The sequence below is a fragment of the Sutterella sp. KLE1602 genome (genome assembly GCF_001578585.1).
GTDB lineage: Bacteria > Pseudomonadota > Gammaproteobacteria > Burkholderiales > Burkholderiaceae_F > Sutterella > Sutterella wadsworthensis_A.
In genome coordinates this window covers 13,938-32,450 of record NZ_KQ968491.1, presented here as the reverse complement: position 1 = coordinate 32,450, position 18,513 = coordinate 13,938, and the positions used below count along the sequence as shown (strand labels likewise).

Here is an 18,513-nt window from a genome sequence, read left to right as displayed (position 1 = left end):
TCCAGCGGCGGATTCAGGGCGCGAAGTCCACGGTCACGGGCTGGCCGAGACGCAGGCAGTTGCCCGGATCCTCGACGTTGAGCCTCACCTCGTAGACGAGCACCGTGCGCAGGTCCTGCGTCGCAACGGTCTTTGGCGTGAACTCGGCCTCGCTCGAGATGTGGCCCACGCGGGCCTTGAGCGGCTCGGTCGTGTCGGTCGTCACGAGCGCCTCGGCGCCTTCCTGCACGTACTTGAGCTGGGTCTCGGAAACGTAGGCGCGGACCCACTTCGGATCCATGATGCTGATCTGATAGACGGTCCTCGCGGCGGAGGCCATGTCGCCCGGCTCGGCCATGCGCGTGCGCACGACGCCGTTGACGGGCGAGACGAGAACGGCGGCCGTCTCGATCTGATAGGTGAGCGAGTCGACGGCGGCGCGGCCCGCATCAAGGGCGGCCTTCGTTTGGCGGACCTCGTCGGGACGCAGACCCGCGACCTTGAGTTCGTAGACCGCACGCGCGCTCGCAGCCTGCTTTTCAAGCACAATGCGGCTCCAGCGCGCGTTGTCCACGTTCTGAGCCGTCGTGGCGTTGGCCTTCCAGAGCTTGAGCTGGCGGTCCTCGGTCTTTCTTGCAAGCGCAAGATTGCTCTCCACCGCATCGAGCTCGGCCTTCGCGGAACTGATCTCCTCCTTGCGGAAGCCCTCTTCGGCCAGACGCCACTGGGCGTCAAGCCCTTCGGCCTGCGCTTCTGCGCGACGGCGCTCGATCTCGAGCGCACGCGTGTCGAGGCGCCCGATCACGTCGCCCGCCTTCACGGCCTCGCCTTCCTCCCTGAGAAGCTCGGCGATGCGCCCGCTCCCCTCGAAGGCCAGGGACACCTCGCGCGCATCCACGCTGCCCCAGGCCACGCTCGGCTTCGCCTCGCGGCTCTTCTGCCACTCTGCGAAGCCCCAGCCTGCTCCCGCCGCGACCGCCGCCGCAACGACCAGCACCACGGCCTTCTTTCCAACCGCCATTTCAAGCCTCCTTGAGGGCGGATTCATTTTGAATCGCCCGGTTCATTTTCTTAAGGAGACTATAACACCGTTCCAGCCCATTTTGAACCCGTCGGTCACCTTTGTTTTGTACTGACCGGCCATTTCACAATAAGGGTGCAAAAGGCCACTCCCCGCCCCTATTCGGACGCGGGGAGTGGCCTTTTCGAGGTTCTGGTGACGGTGCGGGAAGGTCAGCCGCGGGCGGCCTTCGCGCGCTCGGCGAGGCGGTCGGCGAGGCCCGAGACGCGCACGGTGCGGTTCTCGACGGAGGCGTTGAGGACCCGCTCCGTGCCAAAGATGTCGACGGAGCGCTTGGTGCGGGTGACGCCCGTGTAGAGGAGCTCGCGGGTGGCGAGGCCCGAGGCGGGGTCGGTCGGCAGGAAGACGGCGACCTCGGGGAATTCGGACCCCTGGGACTGGTGGATCGTCATGGCGAAGGCCGTGTCGTGCGCGGGCATGAGCGCGGGCGGCATGCTGCGGTCGGCGTCGAAGAAGACGGCGCGCAGGTCGCCGTGCTCGTCGGGGAGCACGATGCCGACGTCGCCGTTAAAGACGCCGAGGATGTCGTCGTTGCTTCGGATGATGACGGCGCGGCCGGGATAGTTCCAGCGGTCCTCGGCGAAGGTTTTGAAGTCTGCGCCGGCGAGCGCCGTCCTGACCTTAGCCTCGGCCCAGGCGTTGATGCCCTCGACGCTCTGCGGGCCGCGGCGCTGGGCGCACAGCGGCCTGAAGGTCTGGAAGATCTCCCAGAGGGCGCGGCCCGCGGCCTTCAGGTCGTCGGCCTTCGGCTCGGGGCGCGTGACGACGCGCATGTAGTCGATGAGCGCGGCCGTGTAGCGCGAGAAGCGTTCCTCGAGCCACGCGGTGGCAGCGGGCGCCAGGCCGTAACCGCCTTCGCCCTGCGGCATGGCGTCGTCCCAGGCGATGCGCCAGTCAGGGTCGCCGTCGGTCTGCGCGTCGGCCAGCAGGCGCTTGACCGTCGTGCAGGCGGTGGAGCTCGAAATCCCGCCGTCGTGATTGATCGCGGCGGCAAGCTTGGCGATGACGGAGCCTTCGGCGAAGCGGCGGCTCGTCTTGAGGTCGACCGTGCTTGCGGCAAGCGCGCCGTCGGTGGCGGAGATGTCCGCAAAGACGGCGCCCGGTCCCACGGCGGCGAGCTGGTGCTTGTCGCCAAGGATGATCACGCGCGTACTCTCCGAGACCACCTCGAAGAGGCGGGCCGCCAAATGGATGTCGACCATCGAGGCCTCGTCGATGATGAGCACGTCGGCGGGAAGCGGATTGTCCGCCGAGGGCTTCTCGCCCGAAGGCGTCTTCTTGACGAGCCACTTGTGGATCGTGTGCTCCTCGACGCGTCGCGGGGCGCCCTGAGCCGTCTCCTCGGAAACGACCTCCTTCATGCGCGGGAAATTGCCCGCGATCGGGCCCTGGGTCATCGCGACGATCGACTGGCGCATGCGACTCGTGGCCTTGCCCGTCGGAGCGGCAAGATAGATGGAAAGGTCCTTGTTCTCCTCGAGCAGACACTCGAGGATGAGAACCACGGTGGTCGTCTTGCCAGTGCCGGGACCGCCCGAAATCACCGCAAGGCGGTTCTCGAGCGCAAGCCTCACGGCCTTGGTCTGGAGTTCGTCGGCGTGCAGGGCGCCCGTGAGCTTCTCGACGAGCGAGGCCGTCACCTCGGGAAGCGTGCGCGGAGGCTTCGAGGCGATCCGCACGAGCGCAGCCGCAAGGCGCTGCTCCTCGGCGAAGAACCTCGCAAAATAAAGTCGGGAGGCAAGCCCGCCTGCGCCTTCGTCGAGCATGAGGGGCGCCAAGGGGCGCGCGCCCTCTGCGGGTGCGCCCGCAGCGGCAAGCCCCCAGCGGGCGAGCTCTTCGAGATGCGCGCGGATGTCCGCGTCGTACGCCTCCTCGTCCTCCCCGACCTCAAGGCCCATGCGGCGCGCAACGTCGAAAAGCCTTACGCAGACGCTGCCGCGGTCGTCGGCGCCCGCGAAGGCGGACGTGACGGCACGCATGAAGACGTGCATGTCCTCGCCGAAGGGCTCGAGCCCCTGCGCCTCGCGCGCACGGTCGGCGATGCGAAGAAGCGACTCGCCGAACTCCGCAAGCTTGGGCGGGAGTGTGCGGCCGGGATCGTTGGTGGTGATGTTCGTCATTTCTGCTCCCATTCAGGCAGGAAGAGTTCGTCAAGGCGGGCGATCCTTTCGGCGCCCACGGGGTCGTATACGACGCCCTGGATGCCTTCGGGGCCTCGCCGGGCATCGGCGCTGACGCCGCGCAGGAACACGTAGCAGGCGCCACCGAGGAGTGAGTCGTCGTAGTCGCGCCCGAGCCTCGCCTTGAGGAAGCGCCTGAGCGCCACAAGGTAGATGAGGTACTGGAGACGGTAGCGGTGCACGCGCATCTCGTCGGACATGACATGCTGCGTGAAGTCGGCCTGCGTCCTCACGAAGCGGGTGATCGCATTGCTCTTCCAGTCGAGAATCCAGAACCTGCCCTTCGCGCCGAACGCAAGGTCGATGAAGCCCGTGAGAAAGCCCGAGAGGTCGTCGTCCGAGAGGTTCGGAATCGCGTACATATCCCCGAACCTCTCAAGCGTATCCTTGAGGTCCGACGCGCTGAGTCCGTCCCGCATGCGCAGGAGGAACGGCATTTCGGAGGCTCGCTCCGTCATCTTCACGTCGCGCAGGCGGATGCCGGGCAGGATCTCGGCGTTGACGACGTCGTAGATCATGCGCGCGGCCTCTCCGACGGCCTTGTCGAGCGAGGCCTCATCGGGGAAGGAGAGGAACTGTTCGATCCGGCTGCGGGCGATGCTGCGGCGCAGCGCATCGGCCTCGGGCGTATCGGGCGCAACTGCGGGAAAGTCGGCGATCTCAAGCATGCCGTGCATCGCGTCACCCGCCTTCGTGCCGCGCGGGAAGGCCAGAATGCCCTCGAGCGGACCGGCCGACTGCTTTGGACCGAACCAGGCGACTTCGTCGTCGGTGACGGAGCGGTTGATGCTTGAGAACGAGCTCACGCGCCACTTCGGCAGGATGGGCTTCGCGTGATCGACGCCGAGATCGGTATCGAGCGCGGGCGGCGCGACCGTAATGTCGTCGGCCGTCTCCGTAAGGAGCGTCTCGATCTCGACGCAGCGCACGCCGGGCAGGCTGCCGAGCTCCCGGAAACTGTCGAGCACGATGTCGCGATCCGGCTCGAGCGAGCCCGTAAGCGCCATGAAGTAGGCGTTCTTCCTGTAATTCCCGTGCCAGCCCGTAGACGTTCTGTTTTGTGGCACCACGAGCACGAGCCGGCACGCCGCACGGGTCATGGCGACGTAGGCAAGGCGCACGAGCTCCTCCTTGCGCTTGACCTTGAGCGCATCGGACTCCTGCACCTCCCCGTGGGTGATCGAGAGCTCCATGCCCGAAGCGTCGCTCTGCTTGAAGACGGAGCGCTTCTCCCCCTTCATGACGGCCATGGACTCGGCACTCGGCAGATAGACGATCGGATACTGCAGGCCCTTGCTCGAGTGAATGGTCTCGACCGTCACGAGGTTCGCGTCGGAGGCAAGGCGCAGGTTGCGCGTCTCGCCGCCCTTTTGCGCCCTGGCGGACTCGAACCAGCTCAGCAGGCCTGCAGGCGTCGCATACTTCCTGCCCGCCTCGTTGAGAAGCTCGATGATGTGCGCGTAGTTCGTGAGGCGCTGCTCGCCGCCCTCGACGGGCAACAGGCGCTCGGCGAGGTGCTCCTCGTCGATGAAGGCCGAGAGCGCAGCCGCCGCACCCGCACGACGCCAGCGGGCGACGCCCGCCTCAAGGCGCTCGCGAAGGTCCGAGCGCGCCTGCTCGTCCTGGTCGCAGAGCTCGGAGAGCGTGGCGGCCATGAGACGGGTCGCCCTGAGCGCCGTGAGCACGCGCTCGACGCCGGGCTCGGCGAAGGCGTGCAGCAGGCAGAGCATGTCGTGCGCCTCCTCGGTCCTGAAGACGTCGTCGTTGCTCTTCATGACGACGCGCACGCCTCGGCGGGCGAGCGCCCGCTTCACATTGTCGACGTGACCGCGCTTCTGCACGAGGATCGCAATGTCGCGGGCCTCGACGGCGCGAAGGGCAATGGTCTTCGCCACGGGCTTCTTCGTCTCGCCGTCCTCGACTTCGATCACGACCGAGCCGATCACATGGTCGTCGGGACCTGCGGCGATCGCAGCCCTGCCGTCGCGCCCGAGCGTGATGAGTCGGGCGATGTCGTCGGCAACAGAGCGGGCCGTCGCAACGTTCATCGCGTCCTTGCCCTCAAGCCCTTCCTCGGTGTACCAGATTTCAAATACGTCCGCCTCGCGCCAGATCCCATCCTCGTCGAGCAGGAAGAGGCCCGTGCGGTCGACCTTCGCATCGACGGGCTTGTAGGCGAGGTCGTGGCGCAGGAAGGCGTCGGGGCCCGCGATCGAGAAGAACCGGTTGACCGCCTCGACGAGCTTCGGGCAGGAGCGGAAGTTGCGTCCGAGGCGGCTGTGGCGACTGATGAGCTTGCGCGCACGCATGTAGGTGTCGAGGTCGGCCGAGCGGAAGCTGTAGATGGCCTGCTTCGGGTCGCCCACGAAGAAGAGCGCGCGGGGCTTGTCCGCCGAGCGCTCGCTCTTCGGGATCTCGAGGAAGAGCTTCCTGAAGATGGCAAACTGCACGGGGTCCGTGTCCTGGAACTCGTCGATCAGCACGCCCCTGTAAGTGTTCCTGATGCCGGCTACAAAGGCGCCCGTGGCATCGTCGCGCAGCGTGAGCCACATCTCGGCGAGCAGGTCGTCGTAGGTCGCGAGCCTCCTGGCGCGCTTGAGGGCGCGAAGCGCCGCAGGCGCGGTGCCGATGAAGCGCTCGAGCCATTCGCGGGGCAGCGGCTCGACATCGTCGGGAATGACGCGCTTTGCCAGATCTTCGGGCAGGCCGGCCAGCGTTCTGAGCTTTTCCGCCCAGTCGTCGCCCTGCATAAGCAGGCGACGCTCGTCGGCCGACGTGCAGGCGTCGAGTTCGCGTCGCAGGAAGGACTCCGTCACCTCGTCGCGCAGGGCTGCGTCGTCGTCCGAGAGCTCCGTATCGAAGTTCCCCGCCGACGTGAAGACGTGTTCGGAGAGCATCTTCTGGCAGAAGCCGTGAATCGTGTTGATGGCCGAGTCGTCAAAGCGCGCAAGCGATTCGCGCAGGCGCTTGACGGCATCCTCGTCGCTGATGGACATGCCACGCCAGATCTCCACCTGCCTCACGACGAGGGGATCGACGTCCTCGGCGGCGTAGATGCCCGTCAGATAGCCGTGCGTCTCGGCAAGATGCTCGCGGATGCGGCTCTTGAGCTCCGCCGTGGCCGCCTTCGTGAAGGTCACGACGAGAAGACTGTTGATCGGGATCTCCTGCTCGACGATCAGCCTGAGCACCAGATGCTTGATCGAGAAGGTCTTGCCCGTGCCCGCAGACGCCTCAAGAAGCGTCGGAACGGTGAGGTCGGCCTTCTCCACCACGAAGCCGTCGCTGTCGGCGGACTTCACGGCGAGGGACTCCTCATGCTCAGGTTCGGACGCGGGAGTGTCGTCGAAGAAATCGTCGGGGACGCAGGATTCCTGCGCAGCCGCGCAGTCCTCGACGTCCGCACACGACGGCACATCGTCGCAGTACTCGGGCACGGCGTCGCAGGCGGCCGCAGCGTCGCCGTCATTGAGTTCCGAAAGCGGCGGCACCGCTTCGAAACGGGAATTCGTGTCTTTAGTCATCTTGCTGGTCATCCTGCGTCGGTTCAGCCATGGCCTTGAGGGCCTCGTCCACCTTTTCTTCAAAAGCGGCCACCAGTTTTTCGTCCTGTGTCTTCTTGAGCAGCTTCTTCTTGAAAAGCTCGAAGCGCATCTTGCGCCTTTCGTCCGCAACCCTGCGCATCCTGTCTAAGTCGCCTCCGCGCCAGAGAATGAGGTCGGCGGACTCGTCCTCCTCCCCATAATCACCGAACGTGTCGACGCCCTGGGCGGCCGAAGCCGCCGCAGCGAGACAGGGCCTGAGCAGGGCGCGGAGGATCCTGCGCGCCTCATCGGCCGAATAGGCCTTGAAGGCGATCGTCACGAGCTTCTCGGGATTGGTGTCGTCCTTGGGCTCCTTCACGCCGTTGCCGAGCTCTTTGGTCCAGCCCGCGATGATTGCGCCCTCGTCGACGCGCTCAAGCGCGCAAGCCGCGATGAATTCGGTGAAGGCCAGCGTCACGGGGTTGCCCGTGCCCTTCGAAACCGTCGCGCGCACGAAGCGGCGCACGTCGCCGGACTCGTACACGCCCCTGAGGCGCATCGTCACGCGGGGGAAGCCCTCGCCGAGGTCGATCTCGAGATCCTCCTCGGGCAGCTCCCTGCCGACGGCGGCCTCGATCCTGAGCTCCTCGACCCTGGCCGCATAGGCGGCCGCGTCCTCGCTGAGCCAGTCGCGAATGCCCTCGGCTCCGAACCTCGGATCGCAGGCGGTGCGCCTGAGCCAGTTCGCGCAATCGCCTGACGCAGCGGCCTCGAGGGCCTCGTTCCTGCGCATCCAGCTCGAGAGTCCGTCATCGGGCGGCATCATGCCGCGCTCGTCGTCGCCTGCCTCGTCCGGAAGCCTGACGCCGGCCGCAGCCAGCGTCTTCCTGGCAGGCGCCTTCCAGAAGTCGCAGATCTCGCGCACCGAGACTTCGGTGCGCCTGAAGACCTCGAGGCCAGTATCGGCGAACTTCTGCTCGGTCGCGGCGTAGCCCGCCGACACGGCCTTCCTGAGCGCCTCGAAAAGAGCGGGATCATGGCTTCGCCAGCCCCTGCCCGCATCGCGGAAGCTCTCGGTCGAATAGGCGTTGAGCGGCACGTTGACGGTGAGGAGCGCCTCTGCGCGGCGGCGTTCGGCGCGGCCCGGCGCAAAGGTGAGCAGCCATTCTCGAAGCTCCTGCGCGACCACGGATGGCTGGCGCTCGGCCGAACCCGCACCCGTTCCGCAGACGTACGAGATGAGGAGCGTCCTTCTCGCGGCGAGCAGGATGTCGAGGAAGACGTTGCGGTTGTCGCGGCGGCTGTCGCGGTCCCCGCGGCGGGCTGCATGCGCCATGAGGTCGAACTCCTGGCGGTGCGGATTGCCGGGGAAGGCGCAGTCCTCGTTGAGACCCACGACGGCGATGATCTTGTAGGGAAGCGGACGCAGCTGCGACATGCCCGTGAAGGTGACGCGGGGCGTCGGCATGCCGCCGCCGGGCGAGGTCTCCTGGGCAAGTTCGAGGCTCTTCATGAAGATGCCGAACGGAATTTCGGTCACGCCCGCGCGCTCGATCTCCTCGCGCAACGTGGCGGCCGCGTTGCGGATGCGGTTGAAGGCCCCGCCCTCGTCATCCCTGAAGAAAACGGCGGTTGCGTCAGCGAGCCACGTCGTCCAGGCCTCGGGGGCCGCAGCCTTCTCGGTGCGCAGCCTGAAGCCCTCGAGCGAGGCGGCGAGCCTGCTCACGGCGTCGAGCAGTCCGGGCTCCTCGCTCACGTCCTTCCAGCCGTCCTCCTCGGTGCCCCTGACGGGCAGCGTGTCAAAGAGCGGATCGCCTTCGGAGGCGGGCAGCGCAAAGCCCATCACGAGGCGCTCGACGGCGCGCGAGAGCGTCATGTCCCTGACGTTCGCATGGGTGACGGGATCGAGATTGCGCAGGTGCGCGTCGGAAAGACCGTAGCGGTAGCCCGCGGCGCGAAGCCAGGTGCCGAGCATCGGCACCGTCTCGGACGTGAAGCCGAAGCGCTTCGCAACATGCGGGAGCGCAATCCAAGCCTCGAACGACTCGAGCGTGGCGCGGCCCGTGACGAGCTCGACGAGTCCGAGCACGGCCTGAGCCGCCTTGTCGGCCTCGAAGCCCGAAAGGCCCGAGATGCGCCATTCGATGCGGCGCTCGGGCGGCAGGCTGTCGAAGACGTTGGCGATGAGCGGCGCGGCGGTCGAGATGTCGGGCGTCACGACGAGCACGTCGTCGGGACCGAGTCCGGGATCGGCCGCAAACTGCGCGTGCAGCCAGTCGGCAAGCGCCTCGAGCTCGCGCGTGGGCGTGGGCGAGCGCATGAAGCGGATCGAGCGGTCGTCCTCGCGAAAGAGCGGCGCGCCTCCTCCCGTCTTCTTGAGATCCGCATCAAGGTTAAGGATCGAGTCCTGCACGCGGGAGAGAAGATCGGTGCTGTTCCGCTCGATGTAGTAGCTGTCGTTGGCAACGGCCATGTCGGCACGGATCTCCTGATGCCGTCCCGCATATCCCTTGAGGAAGTCCGACGACAGGAACCTACGGGTTCCCTGCGGCAGACGACTGACGGTGTCCTCATCGAGCTCCTCGGACACGCCGAGTTCCGAAAGGCCCGCAGCCGTGTCGGGCGCGGCCGTGAATCGCCAGATTCGGTCGATGTTGGCGCGGGTCGACCCGCCGTTGTCGGCAAGAAGCGGATGTCCGTCGAGCTCGGCGCCCTCGGGGGCGTTCTTCCAGTCGAAGAGCCTGCGCGGCAGAAGGTCGTACCAGTATTCGCTCGTGGGATTGAGAAGATAGAACCAGACGTCGCGCCCCGAGGCCGCGTAGGCCTTGATGATCGGCAGCATGACGGGCGGCACGACGAAAGGCACGAACACGTGCAGCGCATCGGGAAGCGTCACGGTGAAGTCGTTCTCGAGCTTCACGCGCTTAGAGCCGCCGCTCGCGGCGAGGCGGCGGAGCATGTCGGGGAAGCCCTCGAGGAAGCGGCGTCCGCGCCAGGACGGGCGGCTCGCGAGCTCGCGCCAGAGGTCGCGCTGCCATGCAAAGTCGGGATGGCGCTCAAGCACCTTCTGCTCTGTCGTGCGTGCGTCCGTGTCGTTGAGCATCTCGGGATGCATGCCCAGCCAGTCGAGGACCCAGTCGAGACGATAGGTCGAATAGACGACGAACACCTCGGCGATGCGCCTCGCCAGATGCCAGACGTCCTCGTCGCTCCTGCCCTCGAGATAGTGGCGCAGGCGCTCGCGACCCGGGCCCTCGCGGAAGCTCCCAGACCCCGTGCGGCGCAACAGGTCCCAGATCATCCAGTCGGCCTCGTTGCCGACGATGTTGGCCATGGGCTCCTTGGAGAAGAAGCCCATCCAGGAGGAGAGCTTCATGAAGTCGATGCCCGCGCAGATGCCGTCGCGGTCGGCAACGGCGCGGCGGAGGTCCTCCTCGACCGCGTTGTTGGGCGTGATGACGGGCACTTTCTCGAAGGCGCGCTCGAAAAGACTGGCGCCGCCCGACCCGCCTGTGGAGACGCCGAGCGCCTCGATGTTGTTCATGAGGCAGACGCGCAAGACCTCGTAGCTGTTGCTGTAGACGGTGTGGATCATGTCTGGAGGATCGCTTGAAACTGGAATGAGTTCATTCTAGCGGGTGTTGACAAAAGACCCGCCCCTCATGCCACGATACGCGCCCGTGCGTCATTATGTGACGCACACGGACGTGCTTCGCGGATGTGAAGAGGCCGCCGGCGCATGAAAGCGGCAGGCGGCCCGGGGAAAATGCAAACGAAAGGCCGCGCCTTCCGTTCCTTCCGTTTTCAGTTACTTGCGAACGGCGTACTTGTCGGCGAGCTTTTCGAAGTAGGCGGGCACGGCGGGATCGGCCCAGTCAACGAAGCCGCGCACGAAGCCCACGAGGTGGCCGTGGCCGTCGAGGACGAAGAAGCCGGGCAGCACGTCGGCGGGAAGCGTCGCGGGAATGACGAGGTCGGGATCATGCCAGGAGGTGAAGGTCTCGGGGAGCTTCGTCTTCTTCACGAACTTCGTCACGCGCTTCGGGTTCTTGTCGAGCGAGATGGAAACGAAGCGGATGCGGCTCTCGGGCTTGTTGTACTTCGCCTGGAATTCGGCCATGAGCGGCGCGCTGCGCTGGCAGGTGGCGCTCCAGGAACCCCAGACGTCGACGATCACGAGCTTGTCCTTGAACTGCGAAAGCGACTGCGGATTGCCTGCGAGGTCCTTGTAGCCGTCGAGCGGGAAGCCGCGGGCGGTGCGGAACTCGATAAAGTCGCGGGCGACAAGGGGCTTTTCGGCGATGGGCTGGCCGTTCTTCTCGAACTTCTGGTTGAAGGCGGGAAGCGCGGCCGAGGCGCACTGGGCGCCGATCACGAAGGCGAGCGCGATCAGGGCTTTCTTGAACATGTCGGTGAATCTCCTCTCTGAATGCTGTCTGTCGATTCTGTCTTTTGAATTCCGAGGCTGGACGAGGCGTCTCAGGCCCTGTCGGCCTTGGCACCCTTCCTGCGCATGCGCGCGGCGAGGAAGAGCCCGCAGGCGCCGAGCGCTACCCAGGGCGCGGCCCAGAGGGCGGCGGTGCCCGCGTTCATGTCGGGCTCGTAGCGGATCTGCTCGCCGTAGCGGGCGACCATGAAGTCGAAGATCTGCTCGCGGGTTTCGCCCGCGCGCAGCTTTTCGTAGATGACGCCCTTGAGCTCGTTGGCGATGGCGCTCTCGCTGTCGTAGAGCGTGAGGTTGGGCGAGACTGGGCAGCGGAGCACCTTGGAGATGCTCACGGCCTCCTTCTGAAGCTCGGCCCCCGTAAGCGGCTTCGTCTCGGCGGCGAGGAGCGGCGCGGCGAGCATCATGCCCGTCTCGAGCGCTGCCGTTCTCACGAGGGTCCTGCGTGTCATGAAGATCATTTGGAAGGAGCCTCCAACTCCTGCGCCGCCGTCTCGGTTTCGCGACGGCGCGTGAAGAGAATGATGAGCGCGGCCAGAATCATGACGGCGCCGCCGCCCCAAATCCAGCCGGCGAGCGGCTTGATGGAGAGCCTGACGAGCCACTCGGTGTCGGTGAGCTTGTTGCCCATCGAGACATAGTAGTCGCGCAGGAAGCCGTGGTCGATGCCGGCTGCGGACATCTGCATGCCGTTGGCGACGAAGGTCTGGCGCTCGGGCCTGAGCGTCGTGATGAGGGACTCGTCGTCAAGCCTGAGCACCTCGATCACGCCCTGCTGTCCGAAGTAGGAGTGGTTGTTGACGAAGCGCGTCTCCGTATAGACGAAGACCACGTCGTCGACGGGCTTGCCGAGGCCGGGCCCCATGCGCACGAGCGCCTCGCTCTCGTACTGCTCGACGCCGACCGCACCCGCAATGGAGACGGCGATGCCCACGTGCGCGAGCAGCGCGGCAAGGCTCATGCGGCGGGCCGGGAAAGGCAGGCAGTGCGAGACGGCCGTGACGACGAGCCAGACGGCGGCCGCGACCGCAAAGCCCGTCATGACGGGCGAGCGCGGGTCGGTGAGGAGCGCGACGGCTGCGCCTGCGGCGACGGAGGCCGCTGCGCAGACGGCCCAGCGGACCGGATTCCTGAGGCCGAGCTGGGCGGCGCCCGCGAGCGCCGCGGCGATGAGAGTCATCGGCGCGAAGAAGTTGTTGAAGTACGGCGCGCCGACCGTCAGCGTGCGGCCCGCGAAGACCTCGTATCCAAGCGGATAGAGCGTGCCGAAGAGCACCGCGAAGGCGGCGGCCATCAACAGGAACACGGCGCCCGTCATCAGGGCGTCCGAGCCGTTCATCGGCGCCTCCTCGGTCCTGCAGACAGGCTCGATGCGCGCGCAGTAGAGGAAGGCGGCGGGCACGAGCAGCACAATGGCGAGCACCTGAAGCGCGATCCCGCGGCCCGGATCCGTCGCGAACGCATGCACGGACTGCATGGCGCCCGAGCGCACGAGGAAGGTGCCGAGCAGGCAGAGCGCGAAGCCCACGAGCGTGAGGAAGACGGTGAGGCGCCTGAGTTGCCCTCGCCTTCTCGTCTGGATGAGCGCGTGCATGAGCGCGGTGGTCGTCAGCCACGGAATGAAGGACGCGTTCTCAACGGGATCCCAGAACCACCAGCCGCCCCAGCCGAGCTCGTTGTAGGCCCACCAGGATCCGAGCATGTTGCCCGCCGTCAGGAAGCCCCAGGTGACGATCGAAAGACGCGTCGTGAAGTCGATGGCCGTCTTCGACCAGCGGCCCGAAAGCAGCAGCGCGCACATGGCCGCGAACATCAGCGCCAGGCCCGCATAGCCCATGAAGAGCACGGGCGGATGCAGGATCATGCCGATGTCCTGCAGGATGGGATTGAGGTCACGACCGTCGGGCGGCACCATCGGCAGGTTGCGCAGGAACGGATTCGACGTGAAGAGCAGGAACGCGCAGAAGCCCGCGAGCACCGCAAGCATCAGCCCCTGAAGCCGCGCCGTGAAGAGCCTGTCGGCGCACCGGACGAAGCCCGCCCCGGCCGTGCCGACCGCCATGAGCCAGATCCAGAGGAGCATCGAGCCTTCGTGCGAGCCCCAGAGGGCCGCGGCCTTGTAGGCGGGCGCGAGCTTGGTGTTGGAGTGATTTGCGACGTAGGCGACGGAGAAATCGTCGGTCAGGAAGGTCCAGACGAGCGCGGCCGTCGAAAGCGTGAGCATGAGCGCCGTCAGAAGAGACGCAGGGCGGCTGAAGCCCGCATAGAAGTCGTCGCCCCTTCGAATGCCGTAGAAGACCACGGCGGGTGCAAGGAGCGCCGTCATGGCGGCGATGATGAGCAGGAAGTGGCCGAGTTCGGGGATCACTTTGGATGTCCTGATGGTTGGTCTGGTCGGATGTATGCAGACTGGAATTTAACGCGCAAACCTGCACTGAGGCTTAAGACGGCTTCCGGGCCGAGGGCCTGCGAAACGCCCGTCGTGCCTGCCGTACAAACTGCAGCGGCACGACCGGCGATTCCTGTTCGTGACCCGGACGACCTTCTGCGGAGCTTATAGCCTGCGGACGGCGAGCGTCCTTGCGCAGATCGCGAAGAGCACCGCAATCCATGCGGCGAGAATGCCCGAGAGGACCGCAGCGGACGGCACCTCGAAGGAGAGGACACCGATCACGGACTGGTTGAGAAGCCTGAAGACGCTCGCGGGATTGGCGAGCATGAGGGCCGTCAATGTTCCGCGGCCGAGCACGTCCGCACCCGCAACCGTCACGACGAGAAGACCGAGGTCGTAGAGAAGCACGGCGACGAACCAGACGACGAGCAGAAGCGCGAGGGCCTGCGCCTTGTGACGAACCGAAAGGCTCACCCAGTAGGCGGCGAGCATGAAGAGGAGTCCGAGCGCCCACCCGCTCAGAACGAGCACGCAGAGAGACGAAAGCAACTCACCCATGCCGTAGGGCACCGGCAGGAAGGCCTGGATGAGCGGCAGGACCGCAAAGCCCAGCACGAGAACGAGAAGGAGCGCCGCACCCTGCCCGAGCGCCTTGCCTGCGAGCCACTGAAGGCGCGAGAGCGGATAAGTGAGCATCAGAAGAAGCGTGCCCGACTCCGCCTCGCCCACGAAGGCGTCGTAGGAGAGGAGCAGCGCGAGAAGCGGCAGCAGGAAGACCGTGAGGCTCAGGAGCGAGTTCATCACGGAAGGCAGCGGCTGGTACTGAAGCGTGCCGCCGATGGCGGCCGTGCCGAAGAAGACGGCCAGACCCAGAATCGCGAAGAGCGCGCTTCCGAAGACGAGCCAGCGGCTTCTCAAGCAGTCGCGGAACTCCTTGCCCGCCACGATGGAGACGGTGGCGAGGGCGCCGATGCGGGAGCCGGTGCCGATGGCGGATGAAGTGCTAGAAGTCATTACAGTTCCTCCACGGGCACGTCCAGAACGAAGTGCGCGAAGATCATGCCCAGATCCGCCTTGCGAAGCTGGAAGTCGTAGACGCCGTGCGCCTCGGTGAGGCGCCTGACGACGCGGGCGACGTCGCCCTCGGGAACGGCGAGACGCGTGCCGCGCACGTAGGGCGCGAGCTCGGGGTCGGCAAGCGCGTCGCCGCTGCCGACGTTCGTGATGAGCGCGGGCAGCGCGGCCTTGGCGCGCAGGTCCTCAAGCGTGCCGCTGCCGCGGCACTCGCCTGTGGCCAGAAGCAGCACCTGGTCGAGATAGGGTTCGACGAGCGCAAGCTCGTGCGTGCAGACGACGACGGCGCAGCCCGCGTCGCGAAGCGCGGAGAGCTCGCGGTACATGAGGGACGAGGCGGCGGGGTCGAGGCCCACGGTCGGCTCGTCGAGCATCAGAAGGCGCGGGCGGGTGAGAAGCGCCTGTGCAAGGCCGAGGCGCTGGCGCTGGCCCTTCGAGCACTGGCCGAGGCGCTGGCGCAGCACGACACCGAGCCCGAGCTCCTCGACGAGCTCGTCGATGCGCGGGCGCGCGACGCCCTTGAGGCCCGCGAAGTAGCGGAGATGCTCCTCGACGGTCATGGCGTCGTAGAAGCTCACGTTCTCGGGCAGGTAGCCCACGTCAAGGGGCGAGGCGCCCGGCGCACCGCCGAGCACCTCGAGCCTGCCCGAAGCGGGCTTGAGAAGGCCGAGGATCAGCTTGATGAGGGTCGACTTGCCTGCGCCGTTGTGACCGATGAGGCCGAGAAGCCTTCCCGGAGCGAGCTCGAAGCCGATCCTGTTGAGGACGGTCCTGTCGCCGCGGCGGAAGACGAGGTCGTCGCATGTGATGGCGTTCATTTGGCAGGCTCCTTGTTCTTCGCGTTGTCTGTCTTGATTTCGTGCACGTCGGGGCCGACGGGCGGGCGCACGAGCGGGTGGGAGTCGGTAACGCCCTTGCCGCGGTCGATTTCAAACTGGCTGGCGAGCCACCTGAGGAGCGCCGTCACGGGGCTGTCCATCAGGAAGCGGGCCTCGGGATAGATCCAGAAGATGCGGTCGAGGCTGTCGTTGGGCTGATAGGCGCGGTCGGAGATGCCGTCATGGTCGACGTCCCAACCGAGGTTCGTGCTCCAGTAGTTGCCGCGACCCTCGAAGCTCCACTCGAGCGGCGTCTCGCCCACGTAGCGGACCTGGATCTGATTGTCGACGAAGGCGTTGTCCCAGAGGACGTTGCCCTCGCCGCCCAGGGCGACGCCGATGCCGATGTCGCTTTCGGCGATCCAGTTGCGGGTTACGCGGCTCTTGCCGGGACCGTAGATGAAGATGCCCTTCCCTTCATTGTCGAGCGCCGCGCGTCCCTTGGAATTGTGCACGCCCTCGACGGTGTTCTCCTCGACGAGGCAGCCGTCGGCCACGTTGAGGAGGATGCCGAACTCGATGTTGCGCGAGCTGTAGCTCTTCGTGAGCGTCACGCGGTCGCTGCTCATGAGGGCGTAGCCGCCTCGCACGCCCACGGCGCGGTTGCCCGTGGCGGTGCAGTCGCGCGTGTACATGTAGTGGATGCCGTACTGGGCGCCCGTGAAGTAGTTGAAGTCGGACTTCGCGGCGTCGACGTTTTCGAGGTAGTAGCCGTCGCGCACGTTGCGAAGCGAATTGTGGTTGAGGCGCGCGTTCTTCACGTAGGAGAGGAAGATGCCGTCGCCGCGGTCGAGTACGTGGCGGGCCGCGTCGCCCTCAATCGTGCAGCCCTCGACCACGAGGGCGTTCATGCGGTCGGCCCTGACGCCGAAGCCCGGGCCCTGAAGCGTGAGGTTGACGAGCTCGGTGCCGTCGGCGCCGTCGCCCACCATCACGCCCGCGTCGCGCGCATAGAGGTCGCCCCCGTAGTTGCGCACGGTGAGGTTCTCGATCCTGACCTTCGGGACGCGGACGATGAAGCCCGAGCCCCGACCGCCCGCGTCGATGACGGCGCCCTGCTCGCCCCGCACGGTGACGCGCGAGAAGATTTCGAGCGGAGCCTCGAGTTCGTAGACGCCCTTCTTGATCACGATCTCGTCGCCGTCCTCGGCCTCGATGACGGCGTCGTCAAGCTCGGCGAAGTCGGAGACCTCGAAGGTGCGCGCCTGCGCCCCGAGGGCGAGGCCCGAGAGGGCCGTGCAAAGGAGAAGCCGCGCAAATGCGTTCATGCCGGGCTTCCTCAGTCAAGGCGCTTGAGGGTGATTTCCTCGTACTTGTAGACCTGGCCGCCCCACTTTGCGATGAAGGCGTCGGCCCTGGACTTTTCGGTGAAGGCGACGGGTTCGTCCCCCATCACGCCCTCGCGGCCGTGGCCGTAGACGTACATGGCGGAAGCCGCGGGCACGAGCGCGTCGTCGGCGGGCGTCTCCCAGGAGGTCTTGCCGAGGTCGTGGATGAAGAAGGCGAGAAGCCTGCGCTGGTTCTCGGGCTGGAGCGCGTAGGTGAAGGCGTCGCGACCGCTGCAGAACATGAGCGGTGTGTCTTCTGCGCCCTTGATGATGATCTGGGCCTTGGGGCCCTCGTAGTGTGCAAGGACCATGCCGCAGAGATGGCAGCGGTCGTGCTTGGTGAAGGGGACGGGCGAGTAGGTCTTCTTCGAGGCCTCATCGCCGCATCCTGCAAGCAGGACGGCCGCGAGAGCCGCAGCGCAGGCGGCCGCGGCGGTCTTCAACATCTTCTTCTGCATCGTCATTGCACGCTCCTCATATGGTTGGCGGAAAGCTTCGGGGAAAAATCCAATCGTACGACGTTCTCGAACGATGCGTTCGAAAATGCGGACGGGTCTCCTGATAAAAAAACGGCCCGTTGACGGGCTCGGGGGAATTCTCGTTTTTTTCTCAGCCATCTGCCCCGCCGTTGCCGGCGGGGCGGATGGTTGATTGGTCGCGTGCTTTCACACGCTTCGGTTCAGATGACCGCGAGGGACATTAGAGACCGAAGATCTGACCGGCGTACAGGATGAAGTGACGCAGGCAGAGCATGCCGACGACGCTGCAGAGACCGGCGAGGTAGAAGCTCGCGGTGCTCTTGACGAAGTTCAGCAGCACGGGCAGCACGAAGCCGACGCCGACGACACCGACCCAGAACACGGTGGACCAGGTACCCGAGACAAAGGCCTCGACGGCAGCCTGAGCAGCGGCGTTGCCGGAGATCAGGGAGACCGCGATCATGAAGATGCAGAGCGCTTCGGCGGCCATGATCGGCCATTCGGCGCCGTGCAGGAGCTTCATGTCGGCACTGTGTTCTTCTTCGCCGAAGCAGCCGACGGCGACGAGCTTGGCAGCAGCGGCACCGGCGGACAGACCCGAGGCGATGAATAGCGCCGGGAGCACAGCCGTGTTGATGAGCGGGAAGCGGATCAGGGCGGAGATCAGGAAGCCGGTGTACGCGCAGATCGTGATTGCGAGAATCAGGACGATCCACTGAAGCGCACCGCGGATGCCGTCAAAGGCGCCGATGATGCCGTCGAGCCAGGCCAGCGCGCCGCAGCCCTTCACTTCCTTGCGGAAGGCGACGAGCATGAGCACGAAGACGAGCGGGATATAGAACAGAAGCGCTATAACACCGAGGCTCATCACGGAGGTCAGGTTGTAGTAGATGAGAATGCGCCAGAATACCAGCGGATTCGTCAAGTCGGCCACGAGGCAGATCATGCCGAGCACGATGGTGACAAAGCCGACGAGCGTCGCGGCCTTGAGAACCGGCGTGTTCTCCGCAACCTGGTTGCGGTAGCGGTTAAGCATGAGCGCCACAGCCACGGCGCCGCCCGAGATGCCTGCGAGGAACAGGTACACGGCGATCGGCCACGGCCAGGCGATCCCTTGGCTCAGACCAAGTGTAAAGTTCATGGCGATGTCCATC

12 protein-coding genes are annotated in these 18,513 nt (G+C 66.1%); all 12 read right to left on the bottom strand.

What is annotated here, in order from left to right; genetic code table 11:
- Positions 1-13: 13 nt before the first annotated feature.
- The 12 genes from HMPREF3036_RS01605 to nrfD all read right to left on the bottom strand — a co-directional run bounded on the left by HMPREF3036_RS01605 (position 14) and on the right by nrfD (position 18,512).
- Positions 14-1,000 (bottom strand): HlyD family secretion protein, encoded by a 987-nt coding sequence (locus HMPREF3036_RS01605; RefSeq protein WP_062331010.1) that lies wholly within the window; start codon positions 998-1,000, stop codon positions 14-16.
- Positions 1,001-1,212: 212 nt separating this feature from the next.
- A complete protein-coding gene (gene recD / locus HMPREF3036_RS01600) occupies positions 1,213-3,180 on the bottom strand; it encodes an exodeoxyribonuclease V subunit alpha (protein ID WP_197457917.1) in 1,968 nt (655 codons plus the stop codon).
- Positions 3,177-6,764, bottom strand: coding sequence for a UvrD-helicase domain-containing protein (locus HMPREF3036_RS01595; RefSeq protein WP_062331004.1), 3,588 nt, complete (start codon positions 6,762-6,764; stop codon positions 3,177-3,179). The genes recD and HMPREF3036_RS01595 overlap by 4 nt, the downstream gene beginning before the upstream one ends.
- Positions 6,757-10,359, bottom strand: a complete 3,603-nt coding sequence (locus HMPREF3036_RS01590; protein ID WP_005434739.1) for an exodeoxyribonuclease V subunit gamma — start codon at positions 10,357-10,359, stop codon at positions 6,757-6,759. The genes HMPREF3036_RS01595 and HMPREF3036_RS01590 overlap by 8 nt, the downstream gene beginning before the upstream one ends.
- A 213-nt stretch (positions 10,360-10,572) precedes the next feature.
- Positions 10,573-11,172 carry a TlpA family protein disulfide reductase gene (locus tag HMPREF3036_RS01585; RefSeq protein ID WP_005434740.1) on the bottom strand — a complete coding sequence of 200 codons (600 nt, stop codon included), beginning with the start codon at positions 11,170-11,172 and terminating at the stop codon, positions 10,573-10,575.
- Positions 11,173-11,243: 71 nt separating this feature from the next.
- Positions 11,244-11,669, bottom strand: a complete 426-nt coding sequence (locus tag HMPREF3036_RS01580; RefSeq protein ID WP_005434741.1) for a cytochrome c-type biogenesis protein — start codon at positions 11,667-11,669, stop codon at positions 11,244-11,246.
- Positions 11,666-13,576 (bottom strand): heme lyase CcmF/NrfE family subunit, encoded by a 1,911-nt coding sequence (locus HMPREF3036_RS01575; protein ID WP_062331001.1) that lies wholly within the window; start codon positions 13,574-13,576, stop codon positions 11,666-11,668. The genes HMPREF3036_RS01580 and HMPREF3036_RS01575 overlap by 4 nt, the downstream gene beginning before the upstream one ends.
- 186 nt (positions 13,577-13,762) lie before the next feature.
- Positions 13,763-14,614, bottom strand: a complete 852-nt coding sequence (locus HMPREF3036_RS01570) for an ABC transporter permease subunit (RefSeq protein ID WP_005434743.1) — start codon at positions 14,612-14,614, stop codon at positions 13,763-13,765.
- On the bottom strand, positions 14,614-15,492 hold the full coding sequence (locus tag HMPREF3036_RS01565) for an ABC transporter ATP-binding protein (protein ID WP_005434744.1): 879 nt from the start codon (positions 15,490-15,492) through the stop codon (positions 14,614-14,616). The genes HMPREF3036_RS01570 and HMPREF3036_RS01565 overlap by 1 nt, the downstream gene beginning before the upstream one ends.
- Positions 15,489-16,820: a nitrous oxide reductase family maturation protein NosD gene (gene nosD / locus HMPREF3036_RS01560; RefSeq protein WP_062330998.1), complete on the bottom strand. Its 1,332-nt coding sequence runs from the start codon at positions 16,818-16,820 to the stop codon at positions 15,489-15,491. The genes HMPREF3036_RS01565 and nosD overlap by 4 nt, the downstream gene beginning before the upstream one ends.
- Before the next feature lie 11 nt (positions 16,821-16,831).
- Positions 16,832-17,344 (bottom strand): nitrous oxide reductase accessory protein NosL, encoded by a 513-nt coding sequence (locus HMPREF3036_RS01555; protein ID WP_062330996.1) that lies wholly within the window; start codon positions 17,342-17,344, stop codon positions 16,832-16,834.
- A 235-nt stretch (positions 17,345-17,579) separates the two neighbouring features.
- A complete protein-coding gene (nrfD, locus tag HMPREF3036_RS01550) occupies positions 17,580-18,512 on the bottom strand; it encodes an NrfD/PsrC family molybdoenzyme membrane anchor subunit (protein ID WP_005434747.1) in 933 nt (310 codons plus the stop codon).
- Position 18,513: the final 1 nt, after the last annotated feature.